This window comes from Cohaesibacter celericrescens, from assembly GCF_002866925.1.
Taxonomy (GTDB): domain Bacteria; phylum Pseudomonadota; class Alphaproteobacteria; order Rhizobiales; family Cohaesibacteraceae; genus Cohaesibacter; species Cohaesibacter celericrescens.
The window spans coordinates 1-16,420 of the sequence record NZ_PKUQ01000018.1; the positions used below are offsets into that span (position 1 = coordinate 1).

At 48.4% G+C, this 16,420-nt stretch carries 14 protein-coding genes; 9 read left to right on the forward strand and 5 right to left on the reverse strand.

All coding sequences use genetic code 11. The annotated features are described in order from the left end of the window. Positions 1-480 precede the first annotated feature (480 nt). Entirely contained in the window at positions 481-1,263 is a 783-nt protein-coding gene (locus C0081_RS10615; protein WP_180966838.1) for an IclR family transcriptional regulator, read from the reverse strand. A 603-nt stretch (positions 1,264-1,866) separates the two neighbouring features. On the opposite strand from C0081_RS10615, the gene C0081_RS10620 reads away from it, so the two are divergent. Both C0081_RS10620 and C0081_RS10625 read left to right on the forward strand, forming a co-directional pair. Next, on the forward strand, positions 1,867-3,012 hold the full coding sequence (locus tag C0081_RS10620) for a helix-turn-helix transcriptional regulator (RefSeq protein WP_101533811.1): 1,146 nt from the start codon (positions 1,867-1,869) through the stop codon (positions 3,010-3,012). Positions 3,013-3,721: 709 nt separating this feature from the next. Beyond that, on the forward strand, positions 3,722-4,162 hold the full coding sequence (locus tag C0081_RS10625) for a BA14K family protein (RefSeq protein ID WP_245417921.1): 441 nt from the start codon (positions 3,722-3,724) through the stop codon (positions 4,160-4,162). A gap of 308 nt (positions 4,163-4,470) precedes the next feature. Here the strand turns inward: C0081_RS10625 and C0081_RS10630 are convergent, their stop codons facing one another. From C0081_RS10630 to C0081_RS10645, 3 genes are all read right to left on the reverse strand, one after another. Beyond that, positions 4,471-5,466 carry a Gfo/Idh/MocA family protein gene (locus C0081_RS10630; protein ID WP_101533812.1) on the reverse strand — a complete coding sequence of 332 codons (996 nt, stop codon included), beginning with the start codon at positions 5,464-5,466 and terminating at the stop codon, positions 4,471-4,473. 339 nt (positions 5,467-5,805) lie between these two features. Then, the gene (locus C0081_RS10640) at positions 5,806-6,459 is read right to left on the reverse strand and encodes a hypothetical protein (protein WP_101533814.1); all 654 of its coding nucleotides are present in this window, start codon (positions 6,457-6,459) and stop codon (positions 5,806-5,808) included. An 8-nt stretch (positions 6,460-6,467) separates the two neighbouring features. Beyond that, positions 6,468-7,112, reverse strand: a complete 645-nt coding sequence (locus C0081_RS10645) for a hypothetical protein (RefSeq protein ID WP_101533815.1) — start codon at positions 7,110-7,112, stop codon at positions 6,468-6,470. Positions 7,113-7,631: 519 nt separating this feature from the next. Between C0081_RS10645 and C0081_RS10650 the strand changes: the two genes are divergently transcribed. The 7 genes from C0081_RS10650 to C0081_RS10680 all read left to right on the forward strand — a co-directional run bounded on the left by C0081_RS10650 (position 7,632) and on the right by C0081_RS10680 (position 15,674). Next, positions 7,632-8,201, forward strand: a complete 570-nt coding sequence (locus tag C0081_RS10650) for a hypothetical protein (protein ID WP_101533816.1) — start codon at positions 7,632-7,634, stop codon at positions 8,199-8,201. Positions 8,202-8,519: 318 nt separating this feature from the next. After that, positions 8,520-9,458: an ABC transporter permease gene (locus C0081_RS10655; protein ID WP_101533817.1), complete on the forward strand. Its 939-nt coding sequence runs from the start codon at positions 8,520-8,522 to the stop codon at positions 9,456-9,458. Positions 9,459-9,460: 2 nt separating this feature from the next. Continuing rightward, entirely contained in the window at positions 9,461-10,309 is an 849-nt protein-coding gene (locus tag C0081_RS10660) for an ABC transporter permease (RefSeq protein WP_101533818.1), read from the forward strand. A 10-nt stretch (positions 10,310-10,319) separates the two neighbouring features. After that, positions 10,320-11,876: an ABC transporter substrate-binding protein gene (locus C0081_RS10665; RefSeq protein WP_101533819.1), complete on the forward strand. Its 1,557-nt coding sequence runs from the start codon at positions 10,320-10,322 to the stop codon at positions 11,874-11,876. Positions 11,877-12,359: 483 nt separating this feature from the next. After that, positions 12,360-12,992, forward strand: coding sequence for a MarC family protein (locus C0081_RS10670; protein ID WP_101533820.1), 633 nt, complete (start codon positions 12,360-12,362; stop codon positions 12,990-12,992). Between the two features lie 10 nt (positions 12,993-13,002). Then, positions 13,003-13,275 (forward strand): YrhK family protein, encoded by a 273-nt coding sequence (locus tag C0081_RS10675; protein WP_101533821.1) that lies wholly within the window; start codon positions 13,003-13,005, stop codon positions 13,273-13,275. 104 nt (positions 13,276-13,379) lie between these two features. Then, positions 13,380-15,674: a Tex family protein gene (locus C0081_RS10680; RefSeq protein ID WP_101533848.1), complete on the forward strand. Its 2,295-nt coding sequence runs from the start codon at positions 13,380-13,382 to the stop codon at positions 15,672-15,674. A 115-nt stretch (positions 15,675-15,789) separates the two neighbouring features. On the opposite strand, the gene C0081_RS10685 is transcribed toward C0081_RS10680, so the two are convergent. After that, a complete protein-coding gene (locus C0081_RS10685) occupies positions 15,790-16,263 on the reverse strand; it encodes a methyltransferase family protein (RefSeq protein ID WP_180966839.1) in 474 nt (157 codons plus the stop codon). Positions 16,264-16,420 lie beyond the last annotated feature (157 nt).

Genomic DNA, 16,420 nt, shown 5'->3' on the forward strand with positions numbered 1-16,420 from the left:
CTTTGATTGTGTAGACATATTGTTTACGTTCAGCCATGGGACTACCTCGTCCAAAAAGGGGTTATGAACTCTCAATTCAAATTATTCATAAATAAATTATAACAGTCAAGTATGAATTTATTTATGAATAATGGCTTTCATACAGACATGAAATGTAAAAACATTCGTAATTTCATATTGTTGCACTAAAATTTGACTGAAAAAGCAGAGGGGAATTGGAGAAAATAAGATGCCTATTTAGTATTTTCCTCCCAATACAAACCATAAATTAGTAATTTTTTCCAATTTATCCGCTATACTCTGCACTCTACTCGGGACAGCATTGCATTAAACGCATAAATGTGACGCATTTTTTAGTGCAACCGTTGAATCTGAACGCGGAAACGGACAGGTTTTCTGAAAAATAAATTGAATAATGAATTATAAGATTCATATGTGAAATATTGCCTTCACCCTATTTGAAAATAGGCGGGTGCAGGCTTATAGGGTGGGGTATTTGCCACCGATTGCCGCAGTCAATCGCGCTGCTGTTGCACCAACGGCACGTCGGGACTCTTCAAAACTAACCACCTGATGATGCAGACTGTCTGAGTTAAGCGTCAAAAAAGGCATCGTCAATACGCCCTCAACTTGCTGCTTGGCATTAAATATGGGGTAACTGATGTTGGTCATGCCGCTGACTTGAGGGCTGGCTCCGACAAAGAAGCCCTGCTCGCGAACCTTCTCCAACTTGCTCATAGCACCGTCCATTTCTATCGGTGAAGCATGCGTTTGACTTAAAATGGCTTTTGCTTGTTCTTTTGTTTGATAGGCCAACATAGCAAGACCTGAGCCAGACGCATGAATGTCAATCCGTGCACTCATCCGAATGGAAAATCCCATTTTATAGGGGCTATCCTGTTTTGCCACGACAACCATCATGCCGTCATGAAAGACAGTGAGATGACAGGATTGTTGCGTGACGCCTGCGAGATCGGATAACTCGGTGCTCGCTGCGCTTAACAATCTTTCGAGAGGGGGGGATTTGTTTGACAGCTCGAATGTTTTTAAAGTCAGGTGATACTTGCCAGTTTCGCTATCAATCGCGACATATCCCCTCGCCTCAAGGATATTGAGCATTCGAAACAGCTCGTTAACAGAACGCCCGAGTTTTTCTGCCATATCCTTCTTGGTCAGCGGCTCTTCTTGTTCGCTCAACAGCTCAATAATGTCCAGCCCGCGTTCCAACGCCGGCGCCCTGTACTTTATCGTCGCATCACTCATCTGCATCACCTCATGAAACCCAATCATCTACTTCAAATGAGCGTTCATGAAGCAGTGAGAGCTGTTGGACTATTCAAGGNCTGCATCACCTCATGAAACCCAATCATCTACTTCAAATGAGCGTTCATGAAGCAGTGAGAGCTGTTGGACTATTCAAGGTTGTAACCCCAGTCAACTCTTAGGGGACTATGGTTTGGAGGTTTTTGTCCATCTCACGTATTGCACCCAATATTTTGTCAAACTTGGCAAGCGCCCTTTGATCTTTACCATCAAATTCTAAATTCATATTTGGATATTTAATTTGATATTTAAATTATGCATACCCGCTGCTATGAAAACAACAGGAATTTGTCGTTGAGTGAGATCATAAACTGCCTAGGCGCATTAAATCACCTAATCACACCATCGGGTTCTCCTTCAAAAAGGCCATCAAAAAATTTCCGTTTGGTAAGCCTTTGCTATTTGACGTAACAATCCCTTGCAAAGGCCCAAACTCGTTAAACGAGCGCTCGCCTAAATTCAAATGTTGTGCCGTCTATCCAGGTATGTATTTTGTTTAGCAGATAGAGTGCCATTGTCGGCCTGATACAGTATGTTGCCCAAATGAACGAGATTCTACTCATCGGAATTGCCCACGCTGTCTTTACCATTGTCTTTATCGGCTCGAAGAAACGTAAAACGTTGAGCGACAAGATTTTGATGGCTTGGATGCTTATGCTTGCACTGCCTCAGATTTCCAATGTTTTGGGTGCCAGGGGTGCTGATATACTCCCTGCGCCATTTGATCGTGATTTTGCCTATTCTCTCTGTCTTGGCCCTTTTCTATGGCTGTATGTCGAAAGCCTCACGGGTGACATCAATAAACTGGCCCTGCGGCATCTTTTTCACTTTCTTCCCTTCATGGCTGTGGTTCTCTATAAGATTTTTATTGGAGATACCGCGGAATTGGAAAAGACAGGAGCTATCTGGCCTCAACTGATCGGTATTGGCAATATCGTTTTGCTCCTGAGCTACTCTGGTGTGGTCATCTGGCGGTTGCTTAGACACAGTCAGGAAATGCTCGATAATTTCTCATCCCTAACCACTCAGATAACTCTGAAGTGGCTCATTTGGCTAACTTGTATCTTCATTGCTGCCTACCTCACACCTCTCATAGCCGTCCTTTTCTCCATGCCCGAATGGTTCCGATCTCACGGCCCCGTCATCACAGGCTTCATTTTTGCACTCAGCTTCTTTGGCCTCAAACAGACGCAGATTTTTGCAACCGATCAGGCAATAGACGCCTTGGCCAATGGTACCGCTGACATCACGATCGAGCGGGTTGGAGAGGATGGGCGGAGCAAATCCAATGACGAGCCTCATGAAAAGTATGAACGCTCCGGTCTGACAGAAGACAAGGCCAAGGATTACTTGCAACGATTGGAACATTACACAAAAACGAAGGCACCCTATCTTGATCCGAATCTCACTATTGAGAAACTCGCCCGCCAGCTGCGTATTCCAAGACATTACTTAACCCAAATCCTATCCGAGCAGCTTGGCAAAAATTTTTATTTATATATTAATGACTACCGCATTGATCACGTAAAGGGCCTCATAGCAGCTCCTAACAGTCAGCATATGACCTTGCTTGATATGGCCTATAAATCCGGCTTCAACTCCAAGTCCACATTCAATTCGGTCTTTAAAAAAATTACGGGCCTCACCCCATCACAGTATAAAATACAGCGGCTGAATTCCGCAGCGTGACTATCCTGTTGTTTTATCGATTTTCACAAAAATACACCGCAGAATGAGGGCGCCGGAAAAGATCTTATCTTAAGGATATGAGCGATTTTGCGTTTGCCCATCTCTTTCTTGCTGTCATGACACGGCGATCCAATGTGCCACACCATCCAGTCAAATGGCGGCCTTTCTTGGTCCTGTTATGGGAAGGCAGATACCCCCCTGCCTGCATCCTCTATTTCAGGTATGGCCCGAACTACAGGGCCGTTACATCCCTTCTCTATTGCTTTTTCCATCGCAACAAATGACAGTTATTCCGCCTAAAGACATGAAAAGCAGCGTGAGAAGACCACCATAATTATGCTGCATTCTTGAGAATAAATGGACAATGTGTGCGATTGGCCAATCATGCGCATGTCCATCTGCGGATGTGCGTTTCTTTTTCATTTCAACCAATGGAACAGTTAGATCCCTGAAATTGGTTCATTTGGAACCAACCGGCTGTCAGCCACTGAGCCGATAAGTTTGGTAGCAGATAGAAAAGTAATGAATGGCCCTCGACCCAATGACATGATCGGTCACAGGAGACACTTCTGCGTTAAATCATGTCTGAAAGAACGTGGGCTAATAAGCTTGAATACACCTTAGGTCACCTCCCTCTTTCTATGTCAATTTTAGGCAACGAAAGTATCGGGAGACGTTTTATTCTTCAAGAAAACCAGGACAATAAAAAATGCGGATGAATGCGTTTTACAAGAGCCTCTGTGTTGGCACATTGACCGTTTCAATGTGCGCCAGCGCTTTTATGCCAGCGATGGCTTTACCAAGCACTGTGCCTTTGATTGAAAACGGGCAAGCAAGTGTTACTCAGATTGATTACCGGAAGGACCGCAAGCAAAGCCGTGATAGCACGCGTCTTGTGCGCCGTAATAGTTATTATTATTATAATGGTCATCGCGGATATAGTAAGCGGCGGGCTGGCTATCGCCAATATAATGGCTACTGGTTTCCACCCGCTGCTTTCTTGGGTGCGATCATCAAGGGTGTCACAAAAGGCTCACGAGCCAGCACGCCACACGTAGCGTGGTGTCGCAGTCATTATAAATCGTACCGGGTTTCAGATGACACTTACCAACCTTACCACGGCCCACGTAAGCGTTGTGTTTCGCGGTGATAACGGTGTTGCTTGGGCAGCGAACTTCTTGACCTTAACTGGTTCAGACTAAGAGGACGGTCTCTTCTTGGCATTTCAAGGGCTATCACTCGATTTTGGAAAACGCAAAGAAGAGACTTGTCCATGACGGAATAGTTACGGTAGCTGGATCACTGTCGGCAAATTAGGCCGCAAATGGTTAGGTAACGCGTCTCTCTATGGTGTTCATGTCTGCAGACGACGTCCTCTACATCCTCCTTGAGTGGCCATTTATCTTTGGCGACGCAATCAACCGGCTAATGAGCAACGAGCCAAAGGAGCCTTGAACGTCAGGGCGCCTTTATCTCATTGGGATAGACCAGGCCAATTTGCTCACGGATGGTATCCAGTGTATGCATGATGGCAAGCGTTTGGCTGAGTGGCATAAGGGTTGACTCCGGATTGCCCGATTTCACGAGACTCTCCATTTCGAAGGCTTGATACTGCATGCCGCGGCTTTTTACCTGTTGTTCAAACTCTTCCAGAACATTACCGTTGTGATCAACCACTCGGAACGAAGTCGGACTATACCAGACACCGGCAATCTCTATGCGGGCTTTGGAACCATAGACGATGGCTTCATTGGGGCCTGCGCAATCCAATGCGGATACGCTGGTGGAAATTGCCTCACCAGCATGCCTCATCGTGATGGCAATTTCCGCATCGACGCCGGTGTTGGTGAATCGCGCTGTTGCCATAACTGATGACGGTGCGCCGAGTATATCATAAGCAAAAGAAACCGGATAAATTCCAAGATCGAGCAAGGCTCCACCGCCAAGTTCGGGGGCATTCAGCCTGTGTTTGGGATCCGTTGGCAGAAACTGCCGATGCTCGGCATGAATGGAACGAAGCGTCCCCAAGGTGCCGCTATCAATAATGTCACGGATGCGTTTCATATGCGGCAAGAAACGGGTCCACATTGCCTCTAGCAGAACCAGATTTTTATCTCGTGCCAGCGCTGCAATGGCTTCAGCTTCGGCTGCATTTTGTGTAAAGGCCTTCTCGACCAATACATGTTTACCAGCCTCAAGTGCCAATCGAGCGCCCGCTGCATGATAGGGATGGGGCGTGGCAATATAAATAATATCAACGTCAGGGTCAGCAACAAGAGACTCGTAGCTTCCGTGAGCTTTGGCCATGGCGAAGCGGTTCGCAAATGCTCTTGCCTTTGCCTCTGACCGCGAACCGACCGCAGAAACTTGAAGACCGGACGCGATCAGATCCGTTACAAATAACTCGGCAATCAATCCTGTCGCCAAAATACCCCAGCGCAATTGGTCTGTCATTCCACTCTCCCGTTAAACCCGCAAACTTTACAATGATGCCCGTCGACAATTACGCCCGCCCGGCACCCGGTCAAGGTAAGATGGTTTCATTGTCACGCGTAGCCTCGATATATGGCAAAATAGGCCAGATATGCGTCAAAAGATAGGTTTTTGGCTTTAGCCATGAGACCCATTGAACAGTTTTGAGCCGCGTTGAACAATCATGTTTCACGGCATTGCTGTCGCAAAAGTCAAATTGCCTCAATACCGAACGCATTCCGTTCATTCAACCAAGCCATGGCCATTTGGCGTCTATCACGCGGAGGATCGTCAGACTGGTCGTGGAAAGGCATATGGCGATCATCCGTGCTGCTGAGGGATGTCGCTGGACAGCCATGTTAAAAACGCCTCCAAAAACACAGTGGTCGTTGGCATAAAGTGACTGCCGTGATGGAAAAACGGATCGAGCGTGGTTACAACAAGCCGCCCCGGCGCATAACTGGTGACATCCTCGAACATCAGGCATCCTCCGTCCTTTGTCGCGATCAGGCTTTTCTGATTGTCATTGAGAGGATCCAAAGTCCCATGCAAATGCCAAGTTGCTGCCTCCTTGCTGACATGTGCTGCCATCGGGTGGGCTTTGTCTACGATCTGAACACCCAAATCCGCCCCCGCCTCAAGCCACCACCAGAAATTGGTGTCCATACCAGTGAAATTGACATCGGGTAACCATCGGTCAGGGAATGTTTCTCCCATCACCACCAATCTACCGCCCGCTTTCATATAGGCAACAAACTGCTGCGAGAGCGGGGCAAGCTGGAAAGCGTTGGTTCGGCAGGGAATGATCACGGTGTCAAACTGGGTCAGGTCCGTCAGCGGCACATCGCGGATATAGACAATGTGATCAAAAAAATGCGCGGTGGGTTCTTCACGCAAAGACTGGTGGTGGAAATAAAAACCGGCATCAATCGCGGCAATTACTGGATTAGGCCCTGAATTTTCCTGAATATACATGATGGATCCTAAGCTACCGATTCAGACGAATTAATGTTTGAACTGGTGGCTAGCCAGTCGAATAATCGCTGTACAATCGGCAAATTCTGCGGAGATCCAATCATCCAAAACCCCCAGAAATCGTTGCCCGCGTGCATAAACAGGCGTCCACCAGTGGAACGGGTTGCGATCCAATCTAGGGGCCAATGGTCCGGGCCAACCGAGTTGAGGATTTCGGCTCCTTCGGGTGGAGGGTTCATGCCTCGCCCGTAAAAGCCCGAAACCCCTTTGCGAAAGGACAGCATCGCGCTGTCAATGCCCTCGAATACTGGATGCTCTTTTTCCCGATGTACCATCAGGTCCAATTTCCCCCGTTTGGGCAAAGGCTTAAAGGCACACAACTCAGGCAAGAAGCGCTGCACAACATGCCCATTAAAGAAAATGGTTCCTCCGCTTTTCAAATAAGCATCAAAGTGGCCTGCTAATTCCATCAAATGACGTTGATCGGAGTGAATCGTTAAAATGATGGCGTCATAGCACGACCAATCCAGACGATCCGCTTCATATTGCTGGATGCAATCAAAATGATGATGGACCAGATTGGTAAGGAATACAGGCAACGCACCTGCTGTATTATTCAAAAACAAGAATCGACCTGAAGGGGTAGCACTCATACGCTAGATCTTCCATTACCGCCCCTACGAAGGGTGGTTTTAAAACTTGAATTTTAAAATCATATTTAGTCAAATTTGTATCCCGAACGCAAGTTGAATTGTTTTTACGCTCATATTGAAAATGCGACTAAATGGCACATGAAAAATTAAACCAAACCATTTCAATTGCTTATGCTGTTCAAAATTATTTATGAATATTTGACTCAGGATAATTACCGCAATATGTTGCATCCAATACTCAAGATTAAGTCTTTGAGGAATTCTGGTCATCTCGCGGCGCTTTTAAAGGGTTAAGCGGACGCCCGAGACAGGGCCGTAAAGCCTGATGAAGAGCTGAACTGAGGGGACTGATCAGGACCTGCGTCCCATAGTGGCCGTGTGGGCCGATGTTACCACCGTTCTTGAAAGGAAAAGCTGGTCTGCATAGAGGCTGACATAGCGTCCTACGCACGAACAATCTTTTGAAACAAACCAATGATCTCAGTGAGGTCATTGTACCGAGCGCTTTGGAGTAGCCAGATGACCAACTTAACAACCAACCCATATGGCGTTGAAGCCCGCCATGCCTCAAGCATCGATTTGGTAGATGGAGATTGCCCCCTTTCTTTCACGCGATCCGATTTGGTCCGCTATGCAGGACCCGATCAAATTATTGCTACAGCCCTGATGTTTCAGATGTTCACGCGTGCCTTTGACGAGCTGAAATCTGACCACTTGATCGACCGCAGTAATGTAAAGATGCAAGTTGGTTTCCCCGGCCCGGGCGTTCTTGACTGTATTGAGTTGGTGCTGCGAGGCAGGACAACAAACCAAGCCAACATCTCAATCAAGACCGAAGATTTGCCAATGGAAGCCCCTGAAGCGCTGGTCGGCCGGTTCTATTTTGAGTTTTCCTATGATGGTAAGCGCATCGCGCTGTGGCCTACTGAAACTTATATCACTGAAGAATTCCGCTCGATGGTCAAACAGTTCCAGCCACGCAAAGGTAGCCTCGAAGATCAAGCCCGTTATCAAGCTTTCAAGCACACTATGGTCGCCACACTGATGGCAACCAATCCAAAAGAGCTTTTTAAAGTGCTCCATATGTAGACCGTGCTTATGGTTTGTGTTGGCTAAATTCGATGCTTCAAGACATTAGGTTATCATGTCCCGTTGAGCCTATGAAACGGCCCAGCGGGTTTAGCAAAACCCAAATCGGGAATAGATCCCGGTTCATACACTAAGGCTTGGATAAAGCTTGGCAACAATCGGCTCTCGGAGCGGCCAGTCTTTGCCACCACACATTAGTTGAATATTAAAATCATATTTTTCACAACAGAGCTAGACAGCCAGATTTATTTATGAGTATTTAACTCAAGTTAAATACTGCACAAGGCCGCCATCGTCTTTGGCTGAGGATATACAGTGATGATTAGCCAACTAGGGCAACGCCTTTTGCAAGCCATGATGTTGCTATTGTGCATGTCGATGGTGGGGTTTGCCTTATTGCACCTGCTACCGGGAGATTTTGCAGAAATCCTGCTTATGTCTCAGATGGATGGCACCTTGCCTGACGCAGCAACCGTCGCGAGATTTTCAGCCAGCCAAGGGTTTGATGCCCCCCTGCCGATACAGTATTTGCGCTGGCTCGGCGCTCTGTTGCATGGAGATCTGGGCACGTCCTTCATAACAGGAGAACCGGTCTTGGCCGACATAACCGTCCGCATCGGCCGGTCCATTTCTCTGGCAATTTTTTCCATGATCACTGCTTTGCTTATCGCCCTGCCAATTGGATTCTTGTGTGCTTATCGTTCAGGCGGATGTTTGGACCGCCTGTTTGTAATGCTGTCTGTTGTCGGAATGTCCATACCCAATTTCTGGTATGCACTTTTGCTGTCCTTGCTCTTTTCCCTAACCCTTGGCTGGCTTCCCAGTTTTGGTCATACAACGCTGGCCCATGCAGTATTGCCGACCTTGGTGATTGCAACATCAATCTCCGGCATACTCGTCCGGTATATACGCTCGTCATTGCTTGATGAAGCTTCTCAGGACTATGTTCGCACGGCCAAAGCAAAAGGCCTTGGATCGTTGCGCATATTCTTCAAGCATGTGACCCCCAATATTCTTCCCGCCACCCTGACCCTCGCGGGCCTACAGCTCGCGCGGATTTTCGACGGTATGATTATCGTTGAAACTCTGTTCGCATGGCCGGGGCTTGGTAGCCTGTTGGTTGAAGCCTTACTCAATCGCGATTATCCGCTGATTCAGGCTTGTTTTCTGGTTATTGCTTCAAGCTATATCTTGATCAATCTCGCTATCGATTATGTCATCACCATTTATGATCCTCGCGTGCGAGATATTCTGTAGCCATGAATTCGACGCGCCAAAATCCATCCACACAAACAAAAATGCGCAAAGCACCTTGGTTGGCGCTTGCCCTGACAGGGTTGGTCGCCTTTGTTTTGCTAGCCCCATTGGCTTCGCCCTACGACCCTTACGCCATTGATATTCTAGGGCGGCTTGATCCAATCTCGGCCCGCCATTGGCTGGGTACAGATCAAATGGGGCGAGATGTCTTATCACGTCTGTTGTTTGGCGCGAGATTAACAACATTGTCCGCTCTTTGCGTGGTGTTCGTCTCCGTAGTGCTTGGCTGTTGCGCCGGGGCCATCGCAGGCTATTTTGGCGGCTTGCCTGATCGCCTTCTGATGCGCTTGTGCGAGGGCATATCCGTGTTGCCCGCTCTTGCAATTGCGATGGTAATAGCCGGTATTCTAGGCCTTGGGCTAAAGGCCGTTATACTGGCACTCGCAGCGGTCCACTGGACCGAATATGCCAGACTGATCCGCAACATTGTCATTGTCGAGCGGTCAAAAGCTTATGTTATGGCCGCAGAATCCCTCGGTGTTCGCCCTGTTGCGATTTTGCGACGTCATCTGTTTCCCAACATAGCCGCACCCATTCTGACGCTCTGCACATTCTCGCTTTCCTGGGTCATTCTGGCATTTGCTGGTCTCAGTTTTTTGGGTTTGGGTGTTGAAGCGGGCACCCCGGAATGGGGGCGCATGATCGCAGATTCCCGCAGTCATATGCGTGCCTACCCCCGTCTTGTTCTCGCTCCCGGCCTAACCATCATGAGCTTTGTCATAGCGGTCAACCTTTTGGGCGACGCCCTGGGGGACCATTTGCGCGGTTCGCGCACAAACCACCTTAATTAAAGGAGAATCCATGTCATTCACCATCCGCTCGCTCCGCAGAACAGCATTTGCTGTTATGATGGCAGGCGCTGTTTTGTTGCCGCAGATCCTGACCGCCGAAAAGGCCTATGCCAGCGAAGAAAACACGCTGACCGTGGCCACTATGTGGGAAGCATTCCCTCTATCCATGAAGCCGCGGCGCAGTCGTTTTTTCAATGAAAGCGAAATTCTGGATACGCTGATCAAGCTTGATTATGACATGAAGCTGGTCCCGGGCCTTGCCATGTCTTGGGATCGTCTCTCACCCACAGTCTGGAGCTTCAAACTGCGCGATGGGGTCAAGTTCCATGATGGCACAGTTTTTGATGCGACCGCAGCCAAATTTTCCCTCGAACGCGTGGTTGCTCTGCTGCCATATGCGGCAGATTTGTTGAATATCGAGACCATCACGCCAGTCTCGCCCCTTGAGTTGCAGATCGAGACAACAGAACCATTCGCTGCTCTTCCCAATCAGCTCACTGACGCAATCGCCGTGATTTATGCGAAGTCTTCTTTTGATGCCGAGGGGGCATTCGTAAAACCTGTCGGAACGGGACCTTGGGTATTCAAAGAATATGCCAAGCAGGATCACACCACCGTGGAACGGTTTGACGATTACTGGGGCAAAGCGCCAGCATTGGACAAAGTTGTCTATCGTTATATTCCAGACCACAATGCACGCGCTTTGGCTCTTGAAACAGGCGAAGTTGATTTTGTTGTGCAACTATTGCCTTCCGATGTCACCCGTTTGAAAGCGGACGAAAACTTCACCGTATCCATGGCGCCCAGTGCTGGCCTTTATTATGGGGCTTTCAATGCCGGTGAATTGAGTCCATTGCATGATGTGCGTGTTCGTAAAGCCATTAACCTGCTGGTTGATCGCGATATTCTGGTAAAAGGAGCGCTGGACGGTATTGGCAAACCGGCTTGGGCTTTTTTCCCTAAAGACTTCCCGTGGTATGCCAAGGATATCACCCCATTCAGTGTCGATGTGGCTCAGGCCGAAGCATTGCTGACAGAAGCCGGTTATGCAAAGGACAATGGCATCTGGGCCAAGGACGGCAAGCCGCTGAATCTGCGTGTTCTGAGCTATTCCAGCCGCGCCGAAATGGCGACTATCACTGAAACCATGGTGGCACTTCTAGCTCAACATGGCATTCAGTCCACTGTCGGAATGTATACTTGGGGCGGTATGCTCGATTTGGTCAAACAGGGAGATTATGATGTTTCAGTTGTTTTCTGGACCCCAGAAATGACCGGACATCCCGACTTGCATCTCAAATCCCAATTCCATTCCAAGGCTGGTCTAAATTACCAGAATTGGTCCAACCCCAAATTTGACGCCCTTGTCGACAAGGGGCGGACCCTCGATGTGGGTGAGGAAGCCATGGCGACTTATGCCAAGGCGCAGGACATCTTGCAACAAGATCCGCCAATCATCCCATTGGTGCACAAGATCTATGTTACCGCTTCCAAGGCCAATGTATCCGGTTATCGGGTCCATCCCGCGGGATTTTTCTATGACTTCAAATCTGTTTCAAAGAAATAGATCGACAACAAAAGCGTCCGACCCTTAAAGGCCGGACGCAAACGTCCCGCCTGTCACCCGATGGTTGCGCGGTGATTGCCTATTCGGGTCTCTATTTGTTGTGGACCGTTCTAATGCATTTGCTCACGGCGGTCTGAAATGTCTTGATGAGGCTTGTTGTGTCAACAAGCAAAGTTGCACCGCAACGAACGCTGTTGAGTTCGTTGCGGTTTTGCGTGGGTATAATCAGAGCTTATGCAAGACCACAACGAGGTCCGCTCCTAAGACCAAACCAACCCAGATTTAATGTTGACGTTTGCATGCTCCATGGTCTTCTAATGGGCCGTCCGCATACACGCCTTTGTTTTTCTTTGAAAATAAATTGACCAAAACTTAGAGTTCTCGCTTGTACTGTGGGTCCCATATATTCGGCCAGTTGAACCTCATATTATGACGTGCTCCCGAACGAAGGCCGATCTTCACTAAAAAATAGAAAGAAACTTCATGGATTCTGCTGAGCTAACCAAGGCCTTTGGTGCCTTCTTTGCAATCATGAACCCCTTCGTCAATTTACCGCTTTTCCTAGCTCTAACCACTAAGTTTTCAGTGGTGCAGCAACGCACTCTAGCTGTCAAAGTCATCCTGTTTTCCGCAATTATGTGCGCAGTCATTCTGTTTGCAGGTCAACAAATCATTGGCTTTTTCGGTATTTCGATTGATTTGTTTCGGATTGCCGGAGGCATTGTGCTTGCCCACATCGCGTGGTCAATGCTCAATGGACAGGACATCACCTCGCATCACGGAACCGACGGTGAAAAGGAACATATGGCAGATTTGTCAGGGCTCGCTTTTTATCCGATCACATTTCCAATGATCGTCGGGCCAGGAACGATTGCGACACTGATCATTTATGCAGGGCATACCCAGGGGATTAAAGAGTTCATCTACATCGGCGGCGTCGTTGCTGTCATCCTCGCCATTCTATTTGTGGCACTGTTCTTTGCATCCTTCTTTGGAAAAGTTCTTAGCGACACAATGCGGGTCATCATGACCCGGTTGATGGGTATGATCTTACTTGCAATCGCAGTTGAAATGATTGTGGCCGGTGTCAAAGCAGTCCTGCCCGGCCTTGCTTAAGGAGTTGCCCATGACGTTATTTAGCCCCGACAACCACGTACGCAGCGAGAAGCATAAGAGAATTTATGCTTATTGCGAATTGGCCTATACGCTCGTCGATTTTTCGGCAGCGGCACTATTTGTGATTGGTAGCATCTTGTTTTTCAGCGAAACGACAACATACATTGGGACCTGGTTTTTCCTTATCGGCTCTGTCCTATTTGGGCTACGCCCCACTATCAAGCTCTACCGAGAATTTGCCTACATGCGTGTGGGGGATTACGACGATATCGCTGGCGGCTGACCCATCACCGGAACGTCTTTGATGGCCGAAATTAACAAGCTTTCCTATGGCGCATAAATGCATCACTATCAGCTTGTCGTAAATGTAAGGTATTTGTCATGAATTTGACCGCTGAAATGTCCATCGCCTCTGTGATCGCCGCTGAAATTGGCTGTCAGTTAAAACAGGTCATCGCGGCCGTCGAACTGGTCGATAATGGCGACACCATTCCCTTTATAGCGCGATATCGGAAAGAAGTGACCGGAGGACTTGACGATATTCAGCTGCGCAAGCTGGATGAGCGCCTTATTTATCTGCGTGACTTCTCAAAGCGGCGGGATGCCGTAAAAAAAGCGATTGAAGCACAGGGGAAGCTAACCAAGGACATCGCGCTTCGTTTGGACAAGGCAACAACAAAGGCCGAACTCGAAGACATTAACGCCCCCTTCCGCATAAAGGTAAAAACCAGAGCACAGAAAGCAATTGATAACGGCTTGTTGCCGCTTGCTGATGCTATCTTGGCGCACCCTGCGCATGATCCCAACACAATGGCAAGATCCTATATAAGTGAAAAAATCGAGGATGTTAAAGCGGCGTTGATTGGTGTCCGCGATATCTTGTCTGAAAGATTTTCCCTTCATCCCGATACAGCGGCAAAAATCCGCCCCGTTGTGAAAAAGTCGGCTCGGCTGAAAGCTCAGGTCATTTCGGGCAAGGACGCCGAGGGCCAGAAATTCGCTGATTATTTTGATCACACGGAAAGCTGGGCCAAAGCCCCTGGTCACCGTGTTTTAGCAATGCTGCGAGGCGAAGAAGCCGGTTATTTGTCATTTGATATCGATATTGAGGATGACGCTGTGTCATTTTCCAAGTCTGCTATCGTCAATGACAACAAGGTCCCCCGTGGCAATGCCTTCCTGGACACTGTCGTCGATTGGACATGGAAGCAAAAATACGCAAAGCGGCTTGTTTCCGAAATGACTTCAGAGATTAGGGAGCGTGCAGAACAAGAAGCCATCGATATTTTTGTTACCAATCTTAAAGCCCTTTTGATGACCGCTCCTGCCGGTATGAAAACAACGATGGGCCTAGATCCAGGAATCCGCACGGGCGTGAAAGTTGCGATTGTAGACGCAACGGGCAAGCTGCTGGATACAAGCACAGTTTATCCCTATGCGCCTCGCAACGATGTGCGCGGCACTTTGGTGGAGCTTGGTTCTCTTATTAAAAAACACGGCGTGGAACTCGTCGCCATCGGCAATGGTACAGGATCGCGTGAAACTGATGCGTTGATGGCGGAGCTATTGACCAACATCGATGGCAAAAAGCCGACTAAGGTGGTCGTCAGTGAGGCGGGGGCCTCGGTCTACTCCGCATCCGCATTTGCCTCGCGTGAGTTTCCCGATCTTGACGTGTCTCTGCGTGGGGCCGTTTCCATCGCACGCCGGTTGCAAGACCCGCTTGCGGAGTTGGTGAAGATTGATCCCAAAGCCATTGGTGTTGGTCAGTACCAGCATGATGTGGACCAGTCCCGTTTGGCAAAAGCCTTGGCTGGCGCAGTGGAAGACGTGGTGAACTCTGTTGGTGTTGATGTAAATACCGCTTCACCAGCATTGTTGTCTTATGTGGCAGGTGTGGGACCATCCCTTGCTGAGTCCATCGTTCACTACCGCGATACAAATGGCATTTTTAAGAAACGTTCTGAGTTAAAATCGGTTCCACGGCTTGGCGCTCGTGCTTTCTCACAATGTGCAGGGTTCTTGAGAGTGATAGGCGGAAAAGAACCGCTTGATGCCTCAGGTGTTCATCCAGAGACCTATAAAATTGCTAAAAAGATCGTTGCAGACTGCGGTCGCGACTTAAGAGAAATCATGGGAGACGACAACAGCCTCAAGGATGTTAATCCCGAGAATTTTATCTCTGGAGATTTTGGAATACCCACGATCAAGGATATTATAGCCGAGCTGAGAAAACCCGGACGGGACCCACGCCCAGAGTTCAAAACAGCGACCTTTAAAGATGGTGTCAATGAGATTTCTGATCTTCAACCCGGAATGCGACTTGAAGGGACTGTGACGAATGTTGCCGCCTTTGGAGCATTTGTTGATGTGGGTGTTCATCAGGATGGGTTGGTGCATATCTCGCAGTTGGCAGACAGCTTTGTTAGCGATGCTTCGAAGATTGTTAAAGCTGGGCAGGTCGTGAGGGTTGTGGTCACGTCAGTGGACGTAAAAGCAAAGCGCATCGGCTTGTCGATGAAATCTGCGCCTGAAATTGGCGATCCTGTTCGAGGTGGCCGAGCAGCTCCGCGGCCGCAAGAAAAATCACCATCAAGCCCTAAAGGCACATCAAACCTTAAAGGCAAAGGAAATGGAATGGGTCAATTGGGTGAAGCTCTTGCTCAGGCTTTGCGCAAATAACGGTGATGGCCCAAATAAACCAAAATTGATCAGCTTTGGGTCATGGCTCACTATGCCGTGCAAGCATCGGCTCCCTCGATTTTTCCAGTCCGCAACAGGCAATGATATTTGCGAGCTATAACCAGCGCCGCACTTTTCGGCAATAGCTCGGGTAGCTTTCGGGGAATGCCGCGTTCATATATCGCTCTTCGCGAGGAATGATATATTGGCTTAGGTAGACAAACATAAAGGCTGCAGCAAGAAGGAAAGGCAGACTATTGAAGCCAACGGCTCCGGCAACCAACAGCGAAACAAAGCCGACATACATGGGATTGCGGCTATAGTGAAATGCACCGTTTTCAACCAGAATGTTGACTGGTGTGCTGGTTGTCACCGTGGTGCCGATCAACAGAAAATGGAACCAGGCAGCCATCATGAATGCAAACCCCGCAAGGCCGATCATCAAACCGAACGCGCTATGCAGCATAAACGGAAGAAAGGGTAGCAATTTGATGTCACTAAACAAAAACCATTGCAATGCGCCTGCAGTCACAAAACAGAGCGTAAAAACAAGTGGCGGTACGGCAAATCGAATGCCGGGCGAATTCATAGGCGCTTTTCCAGAAACCATTTTTGTACCATCGGTTCCAACGTAATTGGACAATCACGCGTCAACACATCCAGTGTCATGCATTGAACAGCCAAAATCTTCGACCATTCCCTTTTCTTAGAGCTGCACCTTCGCTATTCCGTTGAGATCAAACTGT

What these genes read in the sequence shown, in the direction of transcription:
- C0081_RS10615 (WP_180966838.1), bottom strand. Translation starts at nt 1,263, where the DNA reads ATGAGTGATGCGACGATAAAGTACAGGGCGCCGGCGTTGGAACGCGGG.
- C0081_RS10645 (WP_101533815.1), bottom strand. Translation starts at nt 7,112, where the DNA reads ATGAGTGCTACCCCTTCAGGTCGATTCTTGTTTTTGAATAATACAGCA.
- C0081_RS10675 (WP_101533821.1), top strand. Translation starts at nt 13,003, where the DNA reads ATGACGTTATTTAGCCCCGACAACCACGTACGCAGCGAGAAGCATAAG.
- C0081_RS10685 (WP_180966839.1), bottom strand. Translation starts at nt 16,263, where the DNA reads ATGAATTCGCCCGGCATTCGATTTGCCGTACCGCCACTTGTTTTTACG.
- C0081_RS10620 (WP_101533811.1), top strand. Translation starts at nt 1,867, where the DNA reads ATGAACGAGATTCTACTCATCGGAATTGCCCACGCTGTCTTTACCATT.
- C0081_RS10665 (WP_101533819.1), top strand. Translation starts at nt 10,320, where the DNA reads ATGTCATTCACCATCCGCTCGCTCCGCAGAACAGCATTTGCTGTTATG.
- C0081_RS10630 (WP_101533812.1), bottom strand. Translation starts at nt 5,466, where the DNA reads ATGACAGACCAATTGCGCTGGGGTATTTTGGCGACAGGATTGATTGCC.
- C0081_RS10660 (WP_101533818.1), top strand. Translation starts at nt 9,461, where the DNA reads ATGAATTCGACGCGCCAAAATCCATCCACACAAACAAAAATGCGCAAA.
- C0081_RS10640 (WP_101533814.1), bottom strand. Translation starts at nt 6,459, where the DNA reads ATGTATATTCAGGAAAATTCAGGGCCTAATCCAGTAATTGCCGCGATT.
- C0081_RS10625 (WP_245417921.1), top strand. Translation starts at nt 3,722, where the DNA reads ATGCGGATGAATGCGTTTTACAAGAGCCTCTGTGTTGGCACATTGACC.
- C0081_RS10650 (WP_101533816.1), top strand. Translation starts at nt 7,632, where the DNA reads ATGACCAACTTAACAACCAACCCATATGGCGTTGAAGCCCGCCATGCC.
- C0081_RS10655 (WP_101533817.1), top strand. Translation starts at nt 8,520, where the DNA reads ATGATTAGCCAACTAGGGCAACGCCTTTTGCAAGCCATGATGTTGCTA.
- C0081_RS10670 (WP_101533820.1), top strand. Translation starts at nt 12,360, where the DNA reads ATGGATTCTGCTGAGCTAACCAAGGCCTTTGGTGCCTTCTTTGCAATC.